Genomic DNA, 16572 nt, shown 5'->3' with positions numbered 1-16572 from the left:
GCCACTCTTAAAATTGCAGGTATTCCGCCACCGGGCCGAGCGCCAGGGCAGGAATAAAGGTTAAAGCGCCGACCAGTAACACAGTGCCGATCAACAGACCGATAAACAGCGCGCCATGCGTTGGCAGCGTGCCGGAGCTGGTCGGTTGAATTTTCTTCGCCACCAGCGAACCGGCAATCGCCATCACCGGCACAATCACACCGAAGCGACCAAAGAACATGCAAAACGCCAGCAAACAGTTCCAGAACGGCGTATTGGCGCTTAAGCCCGCAAAGGCGCTACCGTTGTTATTGGCGGCAGATGAGACGGCGTACAGCACTTCGCTAAAGCCGTGAATACCGGGGTTGAACATGCCGCTGCGACCGGCGTCGGTCATCATCGCCAGCGCGGTGCCAATCAGCACCAGAGCCGGGGTGACGAGGATCGCCAGCGCGGTCATTTTCATTTCACGCACGTCGATTTTCTTGCCGAGGAATTCAGGTGTGCGGCCAATCATCAGCCCGGCGATAAACACCGCCAGCAGCACAAACAGCAGCATGCCGTACAGACCTGAACCCACGCCGCCGAACACCACTTCGCCAATCTGCATCAGCCACATCGGGATCATGCCGCCAAGCGCGGTAAACGAGTCGTGCATGGCATTGACCGCGCCGCAAGAGGCCGCGGTGGTGACCACGGCGTACAAGCTGCTGGCCAGAATGCCGAAACGGCTCTCTTTCCCTTCCATATTGATGGCGCTGTCGCCGCCGAGCGTCAGGAAGTGCGGGTTACCCTGTAATTCCGCCCACATCACAATCCCGGCGCAGATGACGAAAATAATCGACATTGCCCACAGCAACATGTGTCCCTGACGGCGATCGCCAACCGCATCGCCAAAGGCGAAGCACAGCGCCGCCGGGATCAGGAAGATCGCCAGCATCTGCACAAAATTGGTTAAAGCAGTAGGGTTTTCAAACGGATGCGACGAGTTGGCATTAAAGAATCCACCGCCGTTGGTGCCGAGCATTTTTATCGCTTCTTGCGACGCAACAGGCCCCATCGGCATCAGGTGTTGCACACCTTCCAGCGAGGTATAAGCCTGGTACGCCGAAAAGTTTTGCAGCGCTCCTTGCTGAATAAAAAACAGCGCAATCAGCAGTGAGACAGGCAGCAACAGCCACAGGGTAATACGCGTGATATCGACCCAGGCATTCCCGAGCGTCTCCATACTGCGCCGCGAAAAAGCGCGGATCAGCGCAAAGACCACAGCAATACCCGTCGCGGCGGATAAGAAGTTTTGTACCGTCAGTCCCGCCATCTGGCTGAAATAGCTCAGGGTGCTCTCCCCGGAATACGCCTGCCAGTTGGTGTTAGAGATAAAGCTGACGGCGGTGTTCATCGCCAGATGCCAGGAAAGTCCCGGTAGATTTTGTGGGTTGAGCGGCAGAATGCCTTGCAGCATCAGCATCGCAAACAGCAGCACCAGGCCGAAGATGTTCAGCCACAAAATCGCCAGTAAATAGTGGCGCCAGTTCATTTCACGGGTATCGATACCAAGCCCGCGCCAGAGGAGGTTTTCCACACCGCGCACGCCGGGCAGCGGCTGCCCGGCGATCATTTTCGCCAGCAGCGAACCGAGCGGGCGCGCGAGGATAAACAATACCAGCAGAAAGCTGGCAATCAGAAGAAACGCCTGAGCGGCCATCAAAAAGCCTCCGCGTTGATCAGGGCATAAACCAGATAGCCCAATAACAGGAAAACCAGCACGATGCCGATTACTACGCCTGCACTCACAATCCACCTCCGGGGTGATTTAACGATGTGCAGAAAAAGTAGAATTTTCGACGCAAAGATTTCGCAAAAATCGGCGGGCGAGGTGTAAAAAAAATATAAAAATCGCGCGGAATGAGCCGGGGGAGTGGTGTGAATGCGGGTTGCCCCTTTCCCGGGCAATCCTGTTTATCAAATAATCCACAATTTAACTGATGGTTAGTATTAATTTAACCATTTTGTAACTTATTTACTGGCTCAATGTAAATAAAGCCTAAATTGACAAAAAATAGTGGTCGGATGAGTAGTAAAATTACAAACAAAACGGTACTATTTTAACCAGATTTCAGTGCCGCCCTGGTTTTTACGTTAGTGGCTTTCAGTGGGGGCTAATTATTTTCCGGTGCTGCTTACCGGCCTGACAAAGGGGAGAGAATTATGGACACATACAAAGCGTTTCCGGCTCATATTGTGTTGATGCGACGTGCTTTCGCCGTTCTGGCGGGTGTGCTGGCGTTGCCGGTAATGTTGTTCTGGAAAGACCGCGCACGTTTTTACAGCTATCTGCATCGCGTCTGGGCAAAAACCAGCGATAAACCGGTGTGGATGGAGCAGGCAGAGAAAGTAGCCTGCGACTTTTATTAATCGACGACACACAGCAAACCTCATCGCCACCGCTTTTGCGGTGGCTTTTTTTTACCTGCGGCCTGTGACTACACTTACCGGGGTAGAAAAAGGAGCCGTAATGCGCGAGAACATCCCCGCTGGCATTCATGCCTGTTTGTCCGGGAAACCTGTCTTTTTTTAAGGTTGTTATACAGGGCTTGCGCTCGCGGCTAAGTCGCTCTCTGCCCGCCAGATATTTGCTCCGACCCGCCTGGCGCTAGCCACGCGGCGCAATCATACCAGGGCGTTGATGTCTGGTTTTTATCAAACGCATTATGCCCGCCAGCAGCCAGCCCTCTCCACGCTGATTGAATGTTACCGCCAGCGACCCCAGCCACGGCTTGCACCGAAGACCTTACTCAAACACTATATGGTTGAATTTCCCGACGCGTCCCTGGCCGGGCTACGCCACGTTAACTCCCGACCAGCGGCGCGGTGCTTACATTAAGGATATTAGGAGCGGTATGACCACCCATCTGGTCTGGTTTCGCGCGGATTTGCGCGTGCACGACAATCTTGCGCTTGCTGCTGCCTGTCGCAGCGATAACGCGCAGGTAAAAGCCCTGTTTATCGCCACGCCGGCACAGTGGCGTCAACATAATATGGCGCCACGCCAGGCTGCCTGTCTCAATGCGCATCTCAACGCTTTGCAGCAGGCGCTGGCGGAAAAGGGCATTCCGTTGATCTACCGGGAAGCGGCAGATTTTACCGACAGCGTACAAACGGTGGTGGATGTCTGTGGGCGCGAGCAAGTCAGCCATCTTTTTTATAACTATCAATACGAATTTAACGAACGACAGCGTGACGCGGCCGTCGAAAAGGCGCTGCCAAATGTTGCCTGCCAGGGTTTTGACGACAGCGTGATGCTGGCACCTGGTAGCGTGATGACCGGCAATCATGAGATGTATAAAGTCTTTACGCCCTTTAAAAACGCCTTTCTGCGTCGGCTGAAAGCGGATCTGCCTCAGTGTGTCGCCGCACCGCACCCGCGTGAAGGCGTCGAGGTCGCAGTAAAACCGATTACGCTTGATTATCCGCAGCAGGAATTTGACGAAAACCTGTTCCCGGCCGATGAGAAAAGCGCTCTCGCACGGCTTCGTCAGTTTTGCCAGCAGCAGGCGGCGGCGTATGAGCAGCAGCGCGATTTCCCGGCAATCGAAGGCACCAGCCGCTTGTCGGCGTGTCTGGCGACTGGCGCGTTATCGCCGCGCCAGTGCCTGCATCGTCTGCTGGCTGAACAACCGCGGGCGCTCGACGGCGGACCGGGAGCCGTGTGGCTGAATGAGCTGATTTGGCGCGAATTTTATCGCCATCTGATGACCTATCATCCGGCGCTCTGTAAGCATCGTCCTTTTATAGCCTGGACTGATAAGGTGCAGTGGCAGGAAAACGCCGGGCATCTGCAGGCCTGGCAACGCGGCAATACCGGCTACCCTATTGTTGATGCGGCGATGCGCCAGTTGAACGCCACCGGCTGGATGCACAACCGCTTACGGATGATAACCGCGAGCTTTCTGGTCAAGGACTTACTTATCGACTGGCGTCATGGGGAGCGTTATTTTATGTCGCAGTTGATCGATGGCGATTTCGCGGCAAACAATGGCGGCTGGCAGTGGGCGGCCTCGACAGGCACCGATGCGGCTCCCTATTTTCGTATTTTTAACCCGACCACGCAGGGCGAACGGTTTGATGCTGACGGCGCGTTTATTCGCCACTGGCTACCGGAGCTGAAAAATGTGCCGGAAAAATCGGTGCATCAACCCTGGGACTGGGCGGATAAACACGGGGTAAAACTCGATTATCCCCGCCCGATTGTTGACCATAAACAGGCGCGTACCGCCACGCTGGCGGCCTATGAAGCTGCCCGTAAAGCGTAAAGGAGTGATGATGAAAAATACCGAGCTGGAAAAACTGATTAACGAAAAACTTAACAGTGCGGCGTTCAGTGATTACGGCCCGAACGGGCTACAGGTTGAGGGGCGGGAAACGGTACAGAAAATTATCACCGGCGTGACCGCAAGCCAGGCATTGCTGGACGAAGCGGTACGCCAGCAGGCGGACGCGGTGATTGTGCATCACGGTTATTTCTGGAAAAACGAAGCGCCGATCATTCGCGGGATGAAGCGTAATCGCCTGAAAACGTTACTGGCGAACGACATCAACCTGTACGGCTGGCACCTCCCGCTCGATGCGCACCCGGAGCTTGGCAATAACGCTCAACTGGCGGCGTTGCTCGGCATTAACGTAATGGGCGAAATTGAAGAGCTGCTGCCGTGGGGCGAACTCTCCATGCCGGTTCCGGGGCTGGAGCTGGCGTCGTGGATTGAAGCGCGTCTCGGGCGCAAGCCGCTGTGGTGTGGCGATACCGGGCCGGAAAAAATCACCCGCGTTGCCTGGTGTACCGGCGGCGGGCAGGGTTTTATTGATAAAGCAGCCCGCTTCGGCGTAGATGCGTTTATCACCGGCGAAGTTTCCGAGCAGACCATTCACTCTGCCCGTGAACAGGGGCTGCATTTCTACTCTGCGGGCCACCACGCTACCGAGCGCGGCGGCATTCGCGCGCTCAGCGACTGGTTGAATGAAAATACCGATCTTGACGTCACGTTTATCGATATTCCGAACCCGGCGTAAGGAGAGTACAAGTGCAGCGAGCACGGTGTTATTTGTTAGGTGAAAGCGCGGTGGTGCTGGAGCTTGAGCCTCCGGTACAACTGGCGACGCAAAAGCGTATCTGGCGGCTGACGCAGCGGCTGGCGGACGTGCCGGACGTGGTGGAAGCCATTCCGGGGATGAATAACATTACGGTGGTGCTGCGCGATCCGCATTCGCTGGCGCTCGACGCGATTGAGCGTTTACAGCGCTGGTGGGAAGAGAGCGAGGCGCTGGAGCCCGAGTCACGATCCATTGAGATCCCGGTGCTGTACGGCAAAGCGGCCGGACCGGATCTGGGGCTGGTGGCGGAACACTGCCGGATGACGGAAAAGCAGGTTGTTGAGCTGCATGCTTCTCTCGATTACGTGGTGTGGTTTCTTGGTTTCCAGCCAGGTTTCCCTTATCTGGGCGGGATGCCGGAGGCGCTCGCCACACCGCGCCGCGCTGAACCGCGAGTGAGCGTTCCCGCCGGCTCTGTCGCCATTGGCGGCGCGCAAACCGGCATTTACCCACTGGAAACGCCCGGCGGCTGGAACCTGATTGGCCGTACCGATCTGGCGTTATTCAACCCGCGCTTGCCGGAGCCGGTGCTATTACGTCCGGGCGACACGCTGCGGTTTGTGCCGCGCAAGGAGGGCGTATGCTGAAAATTATCCGCGCGGGAATGTATACCACCTTGCAGGGCGGCAAACGTATTGGCTTGCGCCAGTCCGGCGTCAGTTATTGTGGCGCGCTGGACGAACCCGCGTTGCAGATTGCTAATGCGCTGGTGGGGAACGCGCCGGAGGCGGCGGCGCTGGAAATCACCTTTGGTCAGTGCGAAGTGGAGTTTGGTCGCGATGTCTGGTTTGCGCTCACTGGCGCAGGCTGTGAGGCGAAACTTGACGGTAAAGCGGTGTGGACCGGCTGGCGATTTGCGGCAAAAGCCGGGCAGCGGCTGGTGCTGAAAAGGCCGCTGCACGGCGTGCGCAGCTATCTTGCGGTTGCCGGCAGCTTTGCCGTGCCGGCGGTGATGGGCTCGGTCAGTACCGATCTGAAAACCGCCATCGGCGGGCTGGAAGGGCGATTATTGCGCGATGGCGATGTGTTGCCATTGGGCGAACCTGTCCGTCATTTTCACACGCAGCAAGGGGTAAAACAGTTGCTGTGGGGCAACCGTATTCGCGCATTGCCAGGGCCGGAGTATCACGAATTTGACAGCGCCTCGCAGGAGGCGCTCTGGCGTTTGCCGTGGCAGATAAGCCCGCAGAGTAACCGCATGGGTTATCGTTTGCAGGGCCAGCCGCTGATGCGCACTACGTCACGCGAACTGCTTTCCCACGGCTTGTTGCCGGGCGTGGTGCAGGTTCCCTCTAACGGGCAACCGATAGTGCTGATGAATGATGCCCAGACCACTGGCGGCTACCCGCGAATTGCCTGCATTATCGAGGCGGATATGTACCATCTGGCGCAAATCCCACTCGGGCAGCCGATACACTTTGTCCAGTGCTCGCTGGATGAGGCGCTAAAGGCGCGGCGCGAGCAGCGAATCTATCTCGATCAACTGGCATGGCGTCTGCACAATGAAGATTGATTTAAACGCCGATCTCGGCGAAGGCTGCGGCAACGATGCGGCGCTGCTCCAGCTTGTTTCTTCCGCCAATATCGCCTGCGGTTTCCACGCAGGCGATGCGCAAACCATGCTGACCTGCGTGCGTGAAGCATTGCGTAACGGCGTGGCGGTGGGCGCCCATCCCTCTTTTCCGGATCGGGAGAATTTTGGCCGCACGCCGATGCACCTGCCACCGGATATTGTCTATGCGCAGATGCTGTATCAAATTGGTGCCCTGGCGGCGATGGTGCGTGCCGAAGGCGGCAAACTGCACCATGTGAAACCGCACGGTATGCTCTATAACCAGGCGGCGGATGACGTGGCGCTGGCCGATGCCATTGCCGGAGCGGTTTACGATGCGGATCCCGCATTGATTCTGGTTGGGCTGGCGGGCAGCGAGTTAATTCGTGCCGGAGAGCGTTATGGTTTGCGTACGCGCCAGGAGGTGTTTGCCGATCGCGGCTACCTTCGCGATGGTCGGCTGGTGCCGCGCAGTGAGCCTGCCGCACTGATTGATGATGACAATCTGGCGCTGGCGCAAACGCTGGACATGGTGCTGAAAGGGCGGGTGAGGTGTGTCACCGGTGAGTTTGTTAATGTGCAGGCGCAAACGGTCTGCCTGCACGGTGATGGCGAGCACGCGCTGCTGTTTGCCCGCCGCTTACACGGTGCCTTCACCCAACGTGGTGTGATGATTTCCGCCCACTAACGCAAGGAGTTTTTATGCCGGAAGGACCGGAGATCCGCCGGGCGGCGGATACGCTTGAAACCGCTGTTAAAGGCAAACCATTGACGGATGTCTGGTTTGGCCTGCCGTCGTTGAAAGGTTTCGCCGCTGATCTTGTGGGGCAGTACGTTGAGAACATTGAAACGCGGGGAAAAGCGCTTCTGACGCATTTTTCCGGTGGACTGACGCTTTACAGCCATAACCAGCTGTACGGCGTCTGGCGTGTGGTCGGGGCAGGTGAGATCCCGCAAACCAACCGTGTGCTGCGTGTGCGGCTGCAAACGGAGCAGAAGGCGATTTTGCTGTACAGCGCGTCGGACATTGCGTTACTCACACCGGAACAACTGGCGCAGCATCCGTTTTTACAGCGTGTTGGCCCGGATGTGCTGGATATGACGCTAACCGTAGAGCAGGTAAAAGCGCGGTTGTTATCTCCCCGTTTTCGCCGTCGCCAGTTTTCCGGGTTATTGCTCGATCAGGCCTTTCTTGCCGGGCTGGGAAATTACCTGCGCGTCGAAATTCTCTGGCAAAGCGCCCTGGCACCGCAGCGTAACGCTTCGCAGCTAAGCGAAGAACAACTCGACGTGTTAGCGCATGCGCTGCTGGATATTCCGCGTTTGTCGTACCAGACACGCGGCGTGGTGGAAGAGAATAAACACCACGGCGCGCTGTTTCGCTTTAAGGTGTTTCACCGCGCAGGCGAACCGTGCGAGCGTTGCGGCGGGATAATTGAGAAAACCACCATGTCGTCCCGGCCATTTTACTGGTGCCCGGCTTGTCAGCATTAAAATAAAAAACGCGCCTGAAGGCGCGTTTTTTCTGCGGGTTAGCTATCAATCTTTTTTCAGATCGGAGCTGAACTCGCGTTTTTCGTAACCGGTGTACAGCTGGCGCGGACGGGCAATTTTGATGCCGTCGTCGTGCATTTCGTTCCAGTGTGCAATCCAGCCCACGGTACGCGCCATCGCGAAGATAACGGTAAACATGGACGACGGAATACCCATCGCTTTCAGAATGATACCGGAGTAGAAGTCGACGTTCGGGTAGAGCTTACGTTCGATAAAGTACGGGTCGTTGAGCGCAATGTGCTCAAGCTCCATCGCCACTTCCAGCAGATCATCTTTGGTGCCCAGCTCACGCAGCACTTCGTGGCAGGTTTCACGCATCACGGTCGCGCGCGGGTCATAGTTCTTGTAGACACGGTGACCGAAGCCCATCAGACGGAACGAATCGTTTTTGTCTTTGGCGCGGCGCAGGAATTCCGGAATGTGTTTCACGGTACTGATCTCTTCCAGCATCTTCAGCGCAGCTTCGTTGGCGCCGCCGTGTGCCGGTCCCCACAGGGAGGCGATACCCGCAGCGATACAGGCGAACGGGTTCGCGCCAGAAGAGCCAGCGGTACGCACGGTAGAGGTGGAAGCGTTTTGTTCATGGTCGGCGTGCAGGATCAGGATGCGGTCCATTGCGCGTTCCAGCACCGGGTTCACTTCATACGGTTCACACGGCGTGGAGAACATCATGTGCAGGAAGTTACCGGCGTAGGAGAGGTTATTCTGCGGGTAGACGAACGGCTGACCAATGGAATATTTGTAACACATCGCCGCGACGGTCGGCATTTTTGACAGCAGGCGGAACGCGGCAATCTCGCGGTGACGCGGATTGTTAACATCCAGTGAGTCATGGTAGAACGCGGCCAGCGCGCCGGTCACACCGCACAGCACCGCCATTGGGTGCGAGTCGCGACGGAAACCGTGGAACAGACGGGTGATCTGCTCATGGATCATGGTGTGGCGCGTTACGGTCAGTTTGAATTCGTCAAACTGTTCCTGCGTCGGTTTTTCGCCGTACAGCAGAATGTAGCAGACTTCCAGATAGTTGGATTCGGTCGCCAGTTGGTCGATAGGGAAACCACGGTGCAGCAGAATACCTTCGTCACCGTCGATAAAGGTGATTTTCGATTCGCATGATGCGGTAGAGGTAAAACCTGGGTCAAAAGTGAATACCCCTTTTGAACCGAGACTACGGATATCAATCACATCCTGACCGAGCGTGCCTTTTAGCACATCCAGTTCAATAGCAGCGTCACCATTGTAGGTGATGGTTGCTTTCTTATCAGCCATTTACGGTCTCCTTAGCGCCTTATTGCTTAAGACCGCCAGTCACCGGATTTGCATTCAACTGCCCGTCAACGTTACCAGTTTGTTATTTAGCTCGCAGCTCTGTTGAGAGGAGGTACCAGGGTACAGAGCGATGGGCGCGTGCAAGTACACATTGAAAACACAGTGAAAAAACAGCAAATCAGCGTCTTAGCAGTCCGAATTTATCAAACCTGTATACCACTAATAACTGTCCTGATTACATCGGTCAATACCATCACACTGTTACATAACTTATTCTCAGGTGAAAGTAAGACCCCATAACTTTTGCGAATTATAAGCCCTTTCTGGCGTAGTTTGTAACAAGAATGTTTAACTTTTGTCAAATCAGATGATTAAAATTTAAAAGAATGTTGTTATCGTGATGGGGGTCACTGTTCTGCATAAAACCCGACAAACTATATGTAGGTTAATTGTAATGATTTTGTGAACGACCTATACTGCCGCCAGGTCTCCGGAATACCCCTGCAATCCCGAGCCACCCAGCGTTGTAACCTGTCGTTTAGCATCTGGAAGCTAATTTTTTGCATGACGAGCAGTTATAGAAAAGGACGCTGTCTGACCCGCACGCAGACCGGAGGAAGGAAACTATAAGAATAGCATGTGGGCGTTATTCATGATAAAAAATGTGAAAAAACAAAGACCTGTCAATCTGGATCTGACAACAATTCGGTTTCCTGTTACGGCTATAGCTTCCATTCTCCACCGCGTTTCCGGCGTCATTACTTTCGTGGCGGTTGGCATTCTGCTGTGGTTATTGGGCCTGTCGCTGTCATCCGAAGAGGGCTTCCTGACCGCCTCTGCCATCATGAGCAGCTTTTTCGTTAAATTCATTTTCTGGGGCATCCTGACAGCGCTGGCTTATCACGCTGTGGGCGGTATTCGCCATATGTTAATGGATTTTGGCTGGCTGGAAGAAACCTTCGAAGCAGGAAAGCGTTCCGCTAATCTCTCTTTTGCAATCACTGTCGTGCTTTCAATTCTCGCAGGAGTCCTCGTATGGTAAGCAACGCCTCCGCATTAGGACGCAACGGCGTACATGATTTTATTCTTGTCCGTGCTACTGCCATCGTCCTGACGTTATACATCATCTATATGGTCGGTTTTTTTGCCACACACGGCGATCTGACCTGGGTGGTGTGGACTGAGTTTTTCTCCTCCGCTTTCACGAAAGTCTTCACGCTGCTGGCGCTGTTTTCGATTCTGATCCATGCCTGGATTGGCATGTGGCAGGTGTTGACCGACTACGTTAAATCGCTGGCTGTGCGCCTGGTTCTGCAACTGGCTATCGTCGTTGCACTCGCGGTTTACGTGATTTATGGATTCGTTGTGGTGTGGGGTGTGTAATGAAACTGCCAGTCAGAGAATTTGATGCTGTTGTTATTGGTGCCGGTGGCGCAGGTATGCGCGCAGCGCTGCAAATTTCCCAGAGTGGGCAAACCTGTGCGCTGCTCTCTAAAGTCTTTCCAACCCGTTCTCACACCGTATCTGCGCAAGGCGGCATTACCGTTGCGCTGGGTAATACCCATGAAGATAACTGGGAATGGCACATGTATGACACGGTAAAAGGTTCCGATTACATCGGTGACCAGGATGCCATTGAATATATGTGTAAAACCGGCCCGGAAGCGATTCTTGAGCTGGAACATATGGGTCTGCCGTTCTCCCGCCTTGATGATGGCCGTATCTATCAACGCCCGTTTGGCGGCCAGTCGAAAAACTTCGGCGGCGAACAGGCGGCGCGCACGGCAGCCGCAGCGGACCGTACCGGTCATGCGCTGTTGCACACCCTTTATCAGCAAAACCTGAAAAACCACACGACGATCTTTTCCGAGTGGTACGCGCTGGATCTGGTGAAAAACCAGGATGGCGCGGTGGTGGGTTGTACCGCACTGTGCATTGAAACTGGCGAAGTGGTCTACTTCAAAGCGCGTGCTACCGTGCTGGCGACCGGCGGTGCAGGCCGTATTTACCAGTCCACCACTAACGCACATATCAATACCGGCGACGGCGTTGGTATGGCGCTGCGCGCAGGCGTACCGGTGCAGGATATGGAAATGTGGCAGTTCCACCCAACCGGTATTGCGGGCGCGGGTGTACTGGTAACGGAAGGTTGCCGCGGTGAAGGTGGTTACCTGCTGAACAAACATGGCGAGCGCTTTATGGAGCGTTATGCGCCAAACGCTAAAGACCTGGCGGGTCGTGATGTGGTGGCGCGTTCCATCATGATCGAAATCCGTGAAGGTCGCGGCTGCGAAGGCCCGTGGGGGCCGCACGCGAAACTGAAACTCGATCACCTGGGCAAAGAGGTGCTGGAATCACGCCTGCCGGGGATCCTTGAACTGTCGCGCACCTTTGCGCACGTCGATCCGGTGAAAGAGCCGATCCCGGTTATCCCGACTTGCCACTATATGATGGGCGGTATTCCGACCAAAGTCACTGGCCAGGCGCTGACGGTGAACGAGAAGGGCGAAGATGTGGTCATTCCGGGGCTGTTTGCCGTAGGTGAAATTGCTTGCGTATCCGTACACGGTGCTAACCGTCTGGGCGGTAACTCGCTGCTGGATCTGGTGGTGTTTGGCCGTGCGGCAGGTCTGCATTTACAAGAATCGATCGCCGAGCAGGGCGCGCTGCGCGATGCCAGCGATTCTGATGTTGAAGCGTCACTTGAGCGCCTCAACCGCTGGAACAACAACCGCAACGGCGAAGATCCGGTCACCATTCGTAAAGCGCTGCAAGAGTGTATGCAGCATAACTTCTCGGTCTTCCGCGAGGGCGATGCGATGGCGAAAGGGCTTGAGCAACTGAAAGTGATCCGCGAGCGTTTGAAAAACGCCCGTCTGGACGATACCTCCACCGAGTTTAACACCCAGCGCGTTGAGTGCCTGGAGCTGGATAACCTGATGGAAACCGCGTATGCAACGGCGGTCTCCGCAAACTTCCGTACTGAGAGCCGTGGCGCGCATAGCCGCTTCGACTATCCGGATCGTGACGACGCAAACTGGCTGTGCCATTCCCTGTATCTGCCAGAAACGGAGTCCATGACGCGTCGCAGCGTCAATATGGAACCGAAACTGCGTCCGGCATTCCCGCCGAAGATTCGTACTTATTAATGCGGAGACAGGATTATGAAACTCGAATTTTCGATTTATCGCTATAACCCGGACGTTGATGACGCGCCGCGCATGCAGGATTACACCCTGGAAGGCGAAGAAGGGCGCGACATGATGCTGCTGGATGCGTTAATGCAGCTGAAAGAAAAAGATCCTACGCTGTCGTTCCGCCGCTCCTGCCGTGAAGGGGTGTGTGGTTCCGATGGTTTGAACATGAACGGTAAGAACGGTCTGGCGTGTATCACCCCGATTTCCGCTCTGGGCAACGGCAAACAGAAGATTGTGATCCGTCCTCTGCCTGGTCTGCCGGTGATCCGCGATTTGGTGGTGGACATGGGACAATTCTACGCCCAATATGAGAAGATTAAGCCTTACTTATTGAATAATGGGCAAAATCCGCCAGCAAGAGAGCACTTACAGTCACCTGACCAGCGTGAAAAACTCGATGGTCTCTATGAATGTATTCTCTGCGCCTGCTGCTCGACATCTTGCCCGTCGTTCTGGTGGAACCCGGACAAATTTATCGGTCCGGCCGGCCTGCTGGCGGCATACCGTTTCCTGATCGACAGCCGCGATACGGAAACCGATAACCGTCTGGAAGGGTTAAGCGATGCTTTCAGCGTATTCCGCTGCCACAGCATTATGAACTGCGTCAGTGTATGCCCGAAAGGGCTGAACCCGACGCGCGCCATCGGTCATATTAAGTCGATGTTGTTGCAACGAAGCGCATAAATGTCAGTGCCGGATGGCGCTGACGCGTATCCGGCCTACATTAATAGTGATGTTTTTTTTGCCCGGCAGCGTTAGCGCCGCCGGGTAACAAGGAAGCAGGAAACCTTTAAAAACCGCCACAGTAGACATAATTGAGATGTCTGGTGCGAGACAAGGCGGCAACTGAGCGCATCCCTGGGAGCATAGTCAACTATGTGACCAGGGTAAGCAAAGGTAGCCAACGCAGTCGCAGCCCGGACAGCGAAGATTAGGCAGTTTTTAAAGGTTCCTTCGCGGGCCACCAAGAGCCCGCAAGTGAACCCTGGGACGTGCGCTAACGGGTGTACGTCGTAGTTATCCACGGCGAAGTAAGCATAACAATGCTTAAGGGATCACGATGCAGAACGGCGCAATGAAAGCCTGGCTGGACTCTTCTTACCTCTCTGGGTCTAACCAGAGCTGGATAGAACAGCTCTATGAAGACTTCTTAACCGATCCTGACTCGGTAGATGCAAACTGGCGTTCTATGTTCCAGCAGTTACCGGGCACCGGAGTCAAACCGGATCAGTTCCACTCCAAGACGCGTGATTATTTCCGTCAGCTGGCGAAAGATGCTTCACGTTACTCTTCCTCTATTTCCGACCCCGACACCAATGTGAAGCAGGTTAAAGTCCTGCAACTTATCAACGCATACCGTTTTCGTGGTCACCAACATGCGAACCTCGATCCGCTGGGATTGTGGCAGCAAGAGAGGGTTGCCGATCTCGATCCGGCTTACCACGATCTGACGGAAGCCGATTTCCAGAACAGCTTTAACGTGGGTTCTTTTGCGATTGGCAAAGACACCATGCCGCTGGGCGAATTGATTAACGCACTGAAAGAGACCTATTGCGGTTCGATCGGTGCGGAATATATGCATATCACCAGCACCGAAGAGAAGCGCTGGATCCAGCAACGCATCGAATCCGCAGCCGGTAAATCCAGCTTCAGCAGCGAAGAGAAAAAACGCTTCCTGACTGAACTGACGGCCGCAGAAGGTCTTGAACGTTATCTGGGCGCGAAATTCCCCGGTGCGAAGCGCTTCTCGCTGGAAGGCGGCGATGCGCTGGTGCCAATGCTCAAAGAGATGATCCGTCATGCGGGCAAGAGCGGTACCCGTGAAGTGGTGCTGGGTATGGCGCACCGCGGACGTCTGAACGTACTGGTTAACGTGCTGGGTAAACAGCCGCAGGATCTGTTTGACGAATTCGCCGGTAAACATAAAGAACACCTCGGCACCGGCGACGTGAAATATCACATGGGCTTCTCGTCCGACGTGGAAACGGAAGGCGGCCTGGTTCACCTGGCGCTGGCGTTTAACCCGTCACACCTCGAGATTGTCAGCCCGGTGGTTATCGGTTCCGTTCGTGCGCGTCTTGACCGCCTTGACGAACCGAGCAGCAATAAAGTGCTGCCAATCACCATTCACGGCGACGCCGCCGTTGCGGGCCAGGGCGTGGTGCAGGAAACCCTGAACATGTCGAAAGCACGCGGCTACGAAGTGGGTGGCACGGTGCGTATCGTCATTAACAACCAGGTGGGCTTCACCACCTCGAACCCGCTGGATGCGCGCTCTACGCCATACTGTACCGACATCGGTAAGATGGTGCAGGCGCCGATTTTCCACGTTAATGCGGACGATCCGGAAGCAGTGGCGTTCGTCACTCGCCTGGCGCTCGACTTCCGTAATACTTTCAAACGCGATGTCTTTATCGACCTGGTGTGTTACCGCCGTCACGGCCACAACGAAGCCGACGAGCCGAGCGCAACCCAGCCGCTGATGTATCAGAAAATCAAAAAACACCCGACGCCGCGCAAAATCTACGCCGATCGCCTGGAGCAGGAAAAAACCATTACGCTGGAAGATGCCACCGAAATGGTAAACCTGTACCGCGATGCGCTGGATGCGGGTGAGTGTGTGGTCGCCGAATGGCGTCCGATGAATATGCACTCCTTTACCTGGTCGCCGTACCTCAACCACGAGTGGGATGAAAGCTACCCGAACAAGGTAGAAATGAAGCGCTTGCAGGAGCTGGCAAAACGCATCAGTACGGTGCCGGAAGCCATCGAAATGCAGTCCCGCGTGGCGAAGATTTACGCTGACCGCCAGTTGATGGCGAGCGGTGAGAAGTTGTTCGACTGGGGCGGCGCAGAAACACTGGCGTATGCCACGCTGGTGGATGAAGGGATTCCGGTACGTTTGTCCGGTGAAGACTCCGGCCGCGGCACCTTCTTCCATCGCCATGCGGTGATCCACAACCAGGCGAACGGTTCTACCTATACGCCGCTGAGCCATGTACACAATTCGCAGGGGGCGTTCCGCGTGTGGGACTCCGTGCTCTCCGAAGAAGCGGTACTGGCGTTTGAATATGGGTATGCCACGGCAGAACCGCGCACGCTGACCATCTGGGAAGCACAGTTCGGCGATTTCGCCAACGGCGCGCAAGTGGTTATCGACCAGTTCATCAGCTCCGGCGAGCAGAAATGGGGCCGTATGTGTGGCCTGGTGATGCTGCTGCCGCACGGTTATGAAGGCCAGGGTCCGGAGCACTCCTCCGCGCGTCTGGAGCGTTATCTGCAACTGTGTGCTGAGCAAAATATGCAGGTCTGCGTGCCGTCTACCCCGGCGCAGGTTTACCACATGCTGCGTCGCCAGGCGCTGCGCGGTATGCGTCGCCCGCTGGTGGTGATGTCGCCGAAGTCGCTGCTGCGTCATCCGCAGGCGGTTTCCACGCTGGATGAGCTGGCGAACGGCACCTTTATGCCGGCGATTGGCGAAGTGGATGATCTTGATCCGCAAGGCGTTAAGCGCGTGATCCTGTGCTCCGGTAAGGTCTATTATGATCTGCTGGAACAGCGTCGTAAAAACGACCAGAAAGATGTCGCGATTGTGCGTATCGAACAGCTTTACCCGTTCCCGCACCAGTCGGTGCAGGAAGCGCTGAAACCTTACGCTCACGTACATGATTTTGTCTGGTGCCAGGAAGAGCCGCTTAACCAGGGCGCCTGGTACTGCAGCCAGCATCATTTCCGTGATGTGATTCCGTTTGGGGCCGCTCTGCGTTATGCAGGTCGCCCGGCCTCCGCCTCTCCGGCGGTGGGATACCTGTCCGTTCACCAGAAACAGCAACAAGATCTGGTAAATGACGCGCTGAACGTCGATTAATT

Annotated in this window: 17 protein-coding genes; 13 read left to right on the top strand and 4 right to left on the bottom strand. The window is 55.6% G+C overall.

Features of this window, described 5'->3' with window-relative positions:
• Window positions 1-7: 7 nt before the first annotated feature.
• Together kdpA and kdpF are read right to left on the bottom strand one after the other, a co-directional pair.
• Window positions 8-1684 carry a potassium-transporting ATPase subunit KdpA gene (kdpA, locus tag M8Q36_RS23180; protein WP_249882525.1) on the bottom strand — a complete coding sequence of 559 codons (1677 nt, stop codon included), beginning with the start codon at window positions 1682-1684 and terminating at the stop codon, window positions 8-10.
• A complete protein-coding gene (kdpF, locus tag M8Q36_RS23175) occupies window positions 1684-1773 on the bottom strand; it encodes a K(+)-transporting ATPase subunit F (RefSeq protein WP_020457044.1) in 90 nt (29 codons plus the stop codon). Before kdpF ends, kdpA begins: the two co-directional genes overlap by 1 nt.
• A gap of 414 nt (window positions 1774-2187) precedes the next feature.
• Here kdpF and M8Q36_RS23170 point away from each other — a divergent pair, with 414 nt between their 5' ends.
• The 8 genes from M8Q36_RS23170 (at window position 2188) to nei (ending at window position 8173) form a co-directional block, all read left to right on the top strand.
• A complete protein-coding gene (locus tag M8Q36_RS23170; protein WP_017455929.1) occupies window positions 2188-2394 on the top strand; it encodes a YbfA family protein in 207 nt (68 codons plus the stop codon).
• 214 nt (window positions 2395-2608) lie between these two features.
• Window positions 2609-2863 carry a DUF1722 domain-containing protein gene (locus tag M8Q36_RS23165; protein WP_349654612.1) on the top strand — a complete coding sequence of 85 codons (255 nt, stop codon included), beginning with the start codon at window positions 2609-2611 and terminating at the stop codon, window positions 2861-2863.
• A gap of 16 nt (window positions 2864-2879) precedes the next feature.
• Complete coding sequence (gene phrB, locus M8Q36_RS23160; protein WP_249882523.1) at window positions 2880-4292, top strand: deoxyribodipyrimidine photo-lyase; 1413 nt, start codon at window positions 2880-2882, stop codon at window positions 4290-4292.
• Window positions 4293-4302: 10 nt separating this feature from the next.
• Window positions 4303-5046 (top strand): type 2 GTP cyclohydrolase I, encoded by a 744-nt coding sequence (locus tag M8Q36_RS23155; protein ID WP_045509031.1) that lies wholly within the window; start codon window positions 4303-4305, stop codon window positions 5044-5046.
• A gap of 11 nt (window positions 5047-5057) precedes the next feature.
• On the top strand, window positions 5058-5714 hold the full coding sequence (gene pxpB / locus M8Q36_RS23150; protein WP_249882522.1) for a 5-oxoprolinase subunit PxpB: 657 nt from the start codon (window positions 5058-5060) through the stop codon (window positions 5712-5714).
• Entirely contained in the window at window positions 5708-6640 is a 933-nt protein-coding gene (pxpC, locus tag M8Q36_RS23145) for a 5-oxoprolinase subunit PxpC (protein WP_249882521.1), read from the top strand. The genes pxpB and pxpC overlap by 7 nt, the downstream gene beginning before the upstream one ends.
• Complete coding sequence (gene pxpA / locus M8Q36_RS23140) at window positions 6630-7367, top strand: 5-oxoprolinase subunit PxpA (RefSeq protein WP_249882520.1); 738 nt, start codon at window positions 6630-6632, stop codon at window positions 7365-7367. The genes pxpC and pxpA overlap by 11 nt, the downstream gene beginning before the upstream one ends.
• Window positions 7368-7381: 14 nt before the next feature.
• Complete coding sequence (gene nei / locus M8Q36_RS23135) at window positions 7382-8173, top strand: endonuclease VIII (protein WP_249882519.1); 792 nt, start codon at window positions 7382-7384, stop codon at window positions 8171-8173.
• A 45-nt stretch (window positions 8174-8218) separates the two neighbouring features.
• On the opposite strand, the gene M8Q36_RS23130 is transcribed toward nei, so the two are convergent.
• Together M8Q36_RS23130 and M8Q36_RS25640 are read right to left on the bottom strand one after the other, a co-directional pair.
• Window positions 8219-9505 (bottom strand): citrate synthase, encoded by a 1287-nt coding sequence (locus tag M8Q36_RS23130; RefSeq protein WP_017455936.1) that lies wholly within the window; start codon window positions 9503-9505, stop codon window positions 8219-8221.
• Between the two features lie 203 nt (window positions 9506-9708).
• The gene (locus M8Q36_RS25640) at window positions 9709-9867 is read right to left on the bottom strand and encodes a hypothetical protein (RefSeq protein WP_436873314.1); all 159 of its coding nucleotides are present in this window, start codon (window positions 9865-9867) and stop codon (window positions 9709-9711) included.
• Between the two features lie 275 nt (window positions 9868-10142).
• Between M8Q36_RS25640 and sdhC the strand changes: the two genes are divergently transcribed.
• The 5 genes from sdhC (at window position 10143) to sucA (ending at window position 16570) form a co-directional block, all read left to right on the top strand.
• Window positions 10143-10547: a succinate dehydrogenase cytochrome b556 subunit gene (gene sdhC, locus M8Q36_RS23125; protein WP_017455937.1), complete on the top strand. Its 405-nt coding sequence runs from the start codon at window positions 10143-10145 to the stop codon at window positions 10545-10547.
• Entirely contained in the window at window positions 10541-10888 is a 348-nt protein-coding gene (gene sdhD, locus M8Q36_RS23120) for a succinate dehydrogenase membrane anchor subunit (RefSeq protein ID WP_249882518.1), read from the top strand. Before sdhC ends, sdhD begins: the two co-directional genes overlap by 7 nt.
• On the top strand, window positions 10888-12654 hold the full coding sequence (gene sdhA / locus M8Q36_RS23115; RefSeq protein WP_249882517.1) for a succinate dehydrogenase flavoprotein subunit: 1767 nt from the start codon (window positions 10888-10890) through the stop codon (window positions 12652-12654). The genes sdhD and sdhA overlap by 1 nt, the downstream gene beginning before the upstream one ends.
• A gap of 15 nt (window positions 12655-12669) precedes the next feature.
• Entirely contained in the window at window positions 12670-13386 is a 717-nt protein-coding gene (locus tag M8Q36_RS23110) for a succinate dehydrogenase iron-sulfur subunit (protein ID WP_017455940.1), read from the top strand.
• 376 nt (window positions 13387-13762) lie between these two features.
• Window positions 13763-16570, top strand: a complete 2808-nt coding sequence (sucA, locus tag M8Q36_RS23105; protein ID WP_086871595.1) for a 2-oxoglutarate dehydrogenase E1 component — start codon at window positions 13763-13765, stop codon at window positions 16568-16570.
• The last annotated feature ends 2 nt before the right edge of the window (window positions 16571-16572 follow it).

The sequence above is a fragment of the Kosakonia sp. R1.Fl genome (assembly GCF_023516815.1).
Lineage (GTDB): Bacteria > Pseudomonadota > Gammaproteobacteria > Enterobacterales > Enterobacteriaceae > Kosakonia.
The sequence above is the reverse complement of the archived record's forward strand: the minus strand, read 5'-3'. Positions and strand labels throughout refer to the sequence as shown.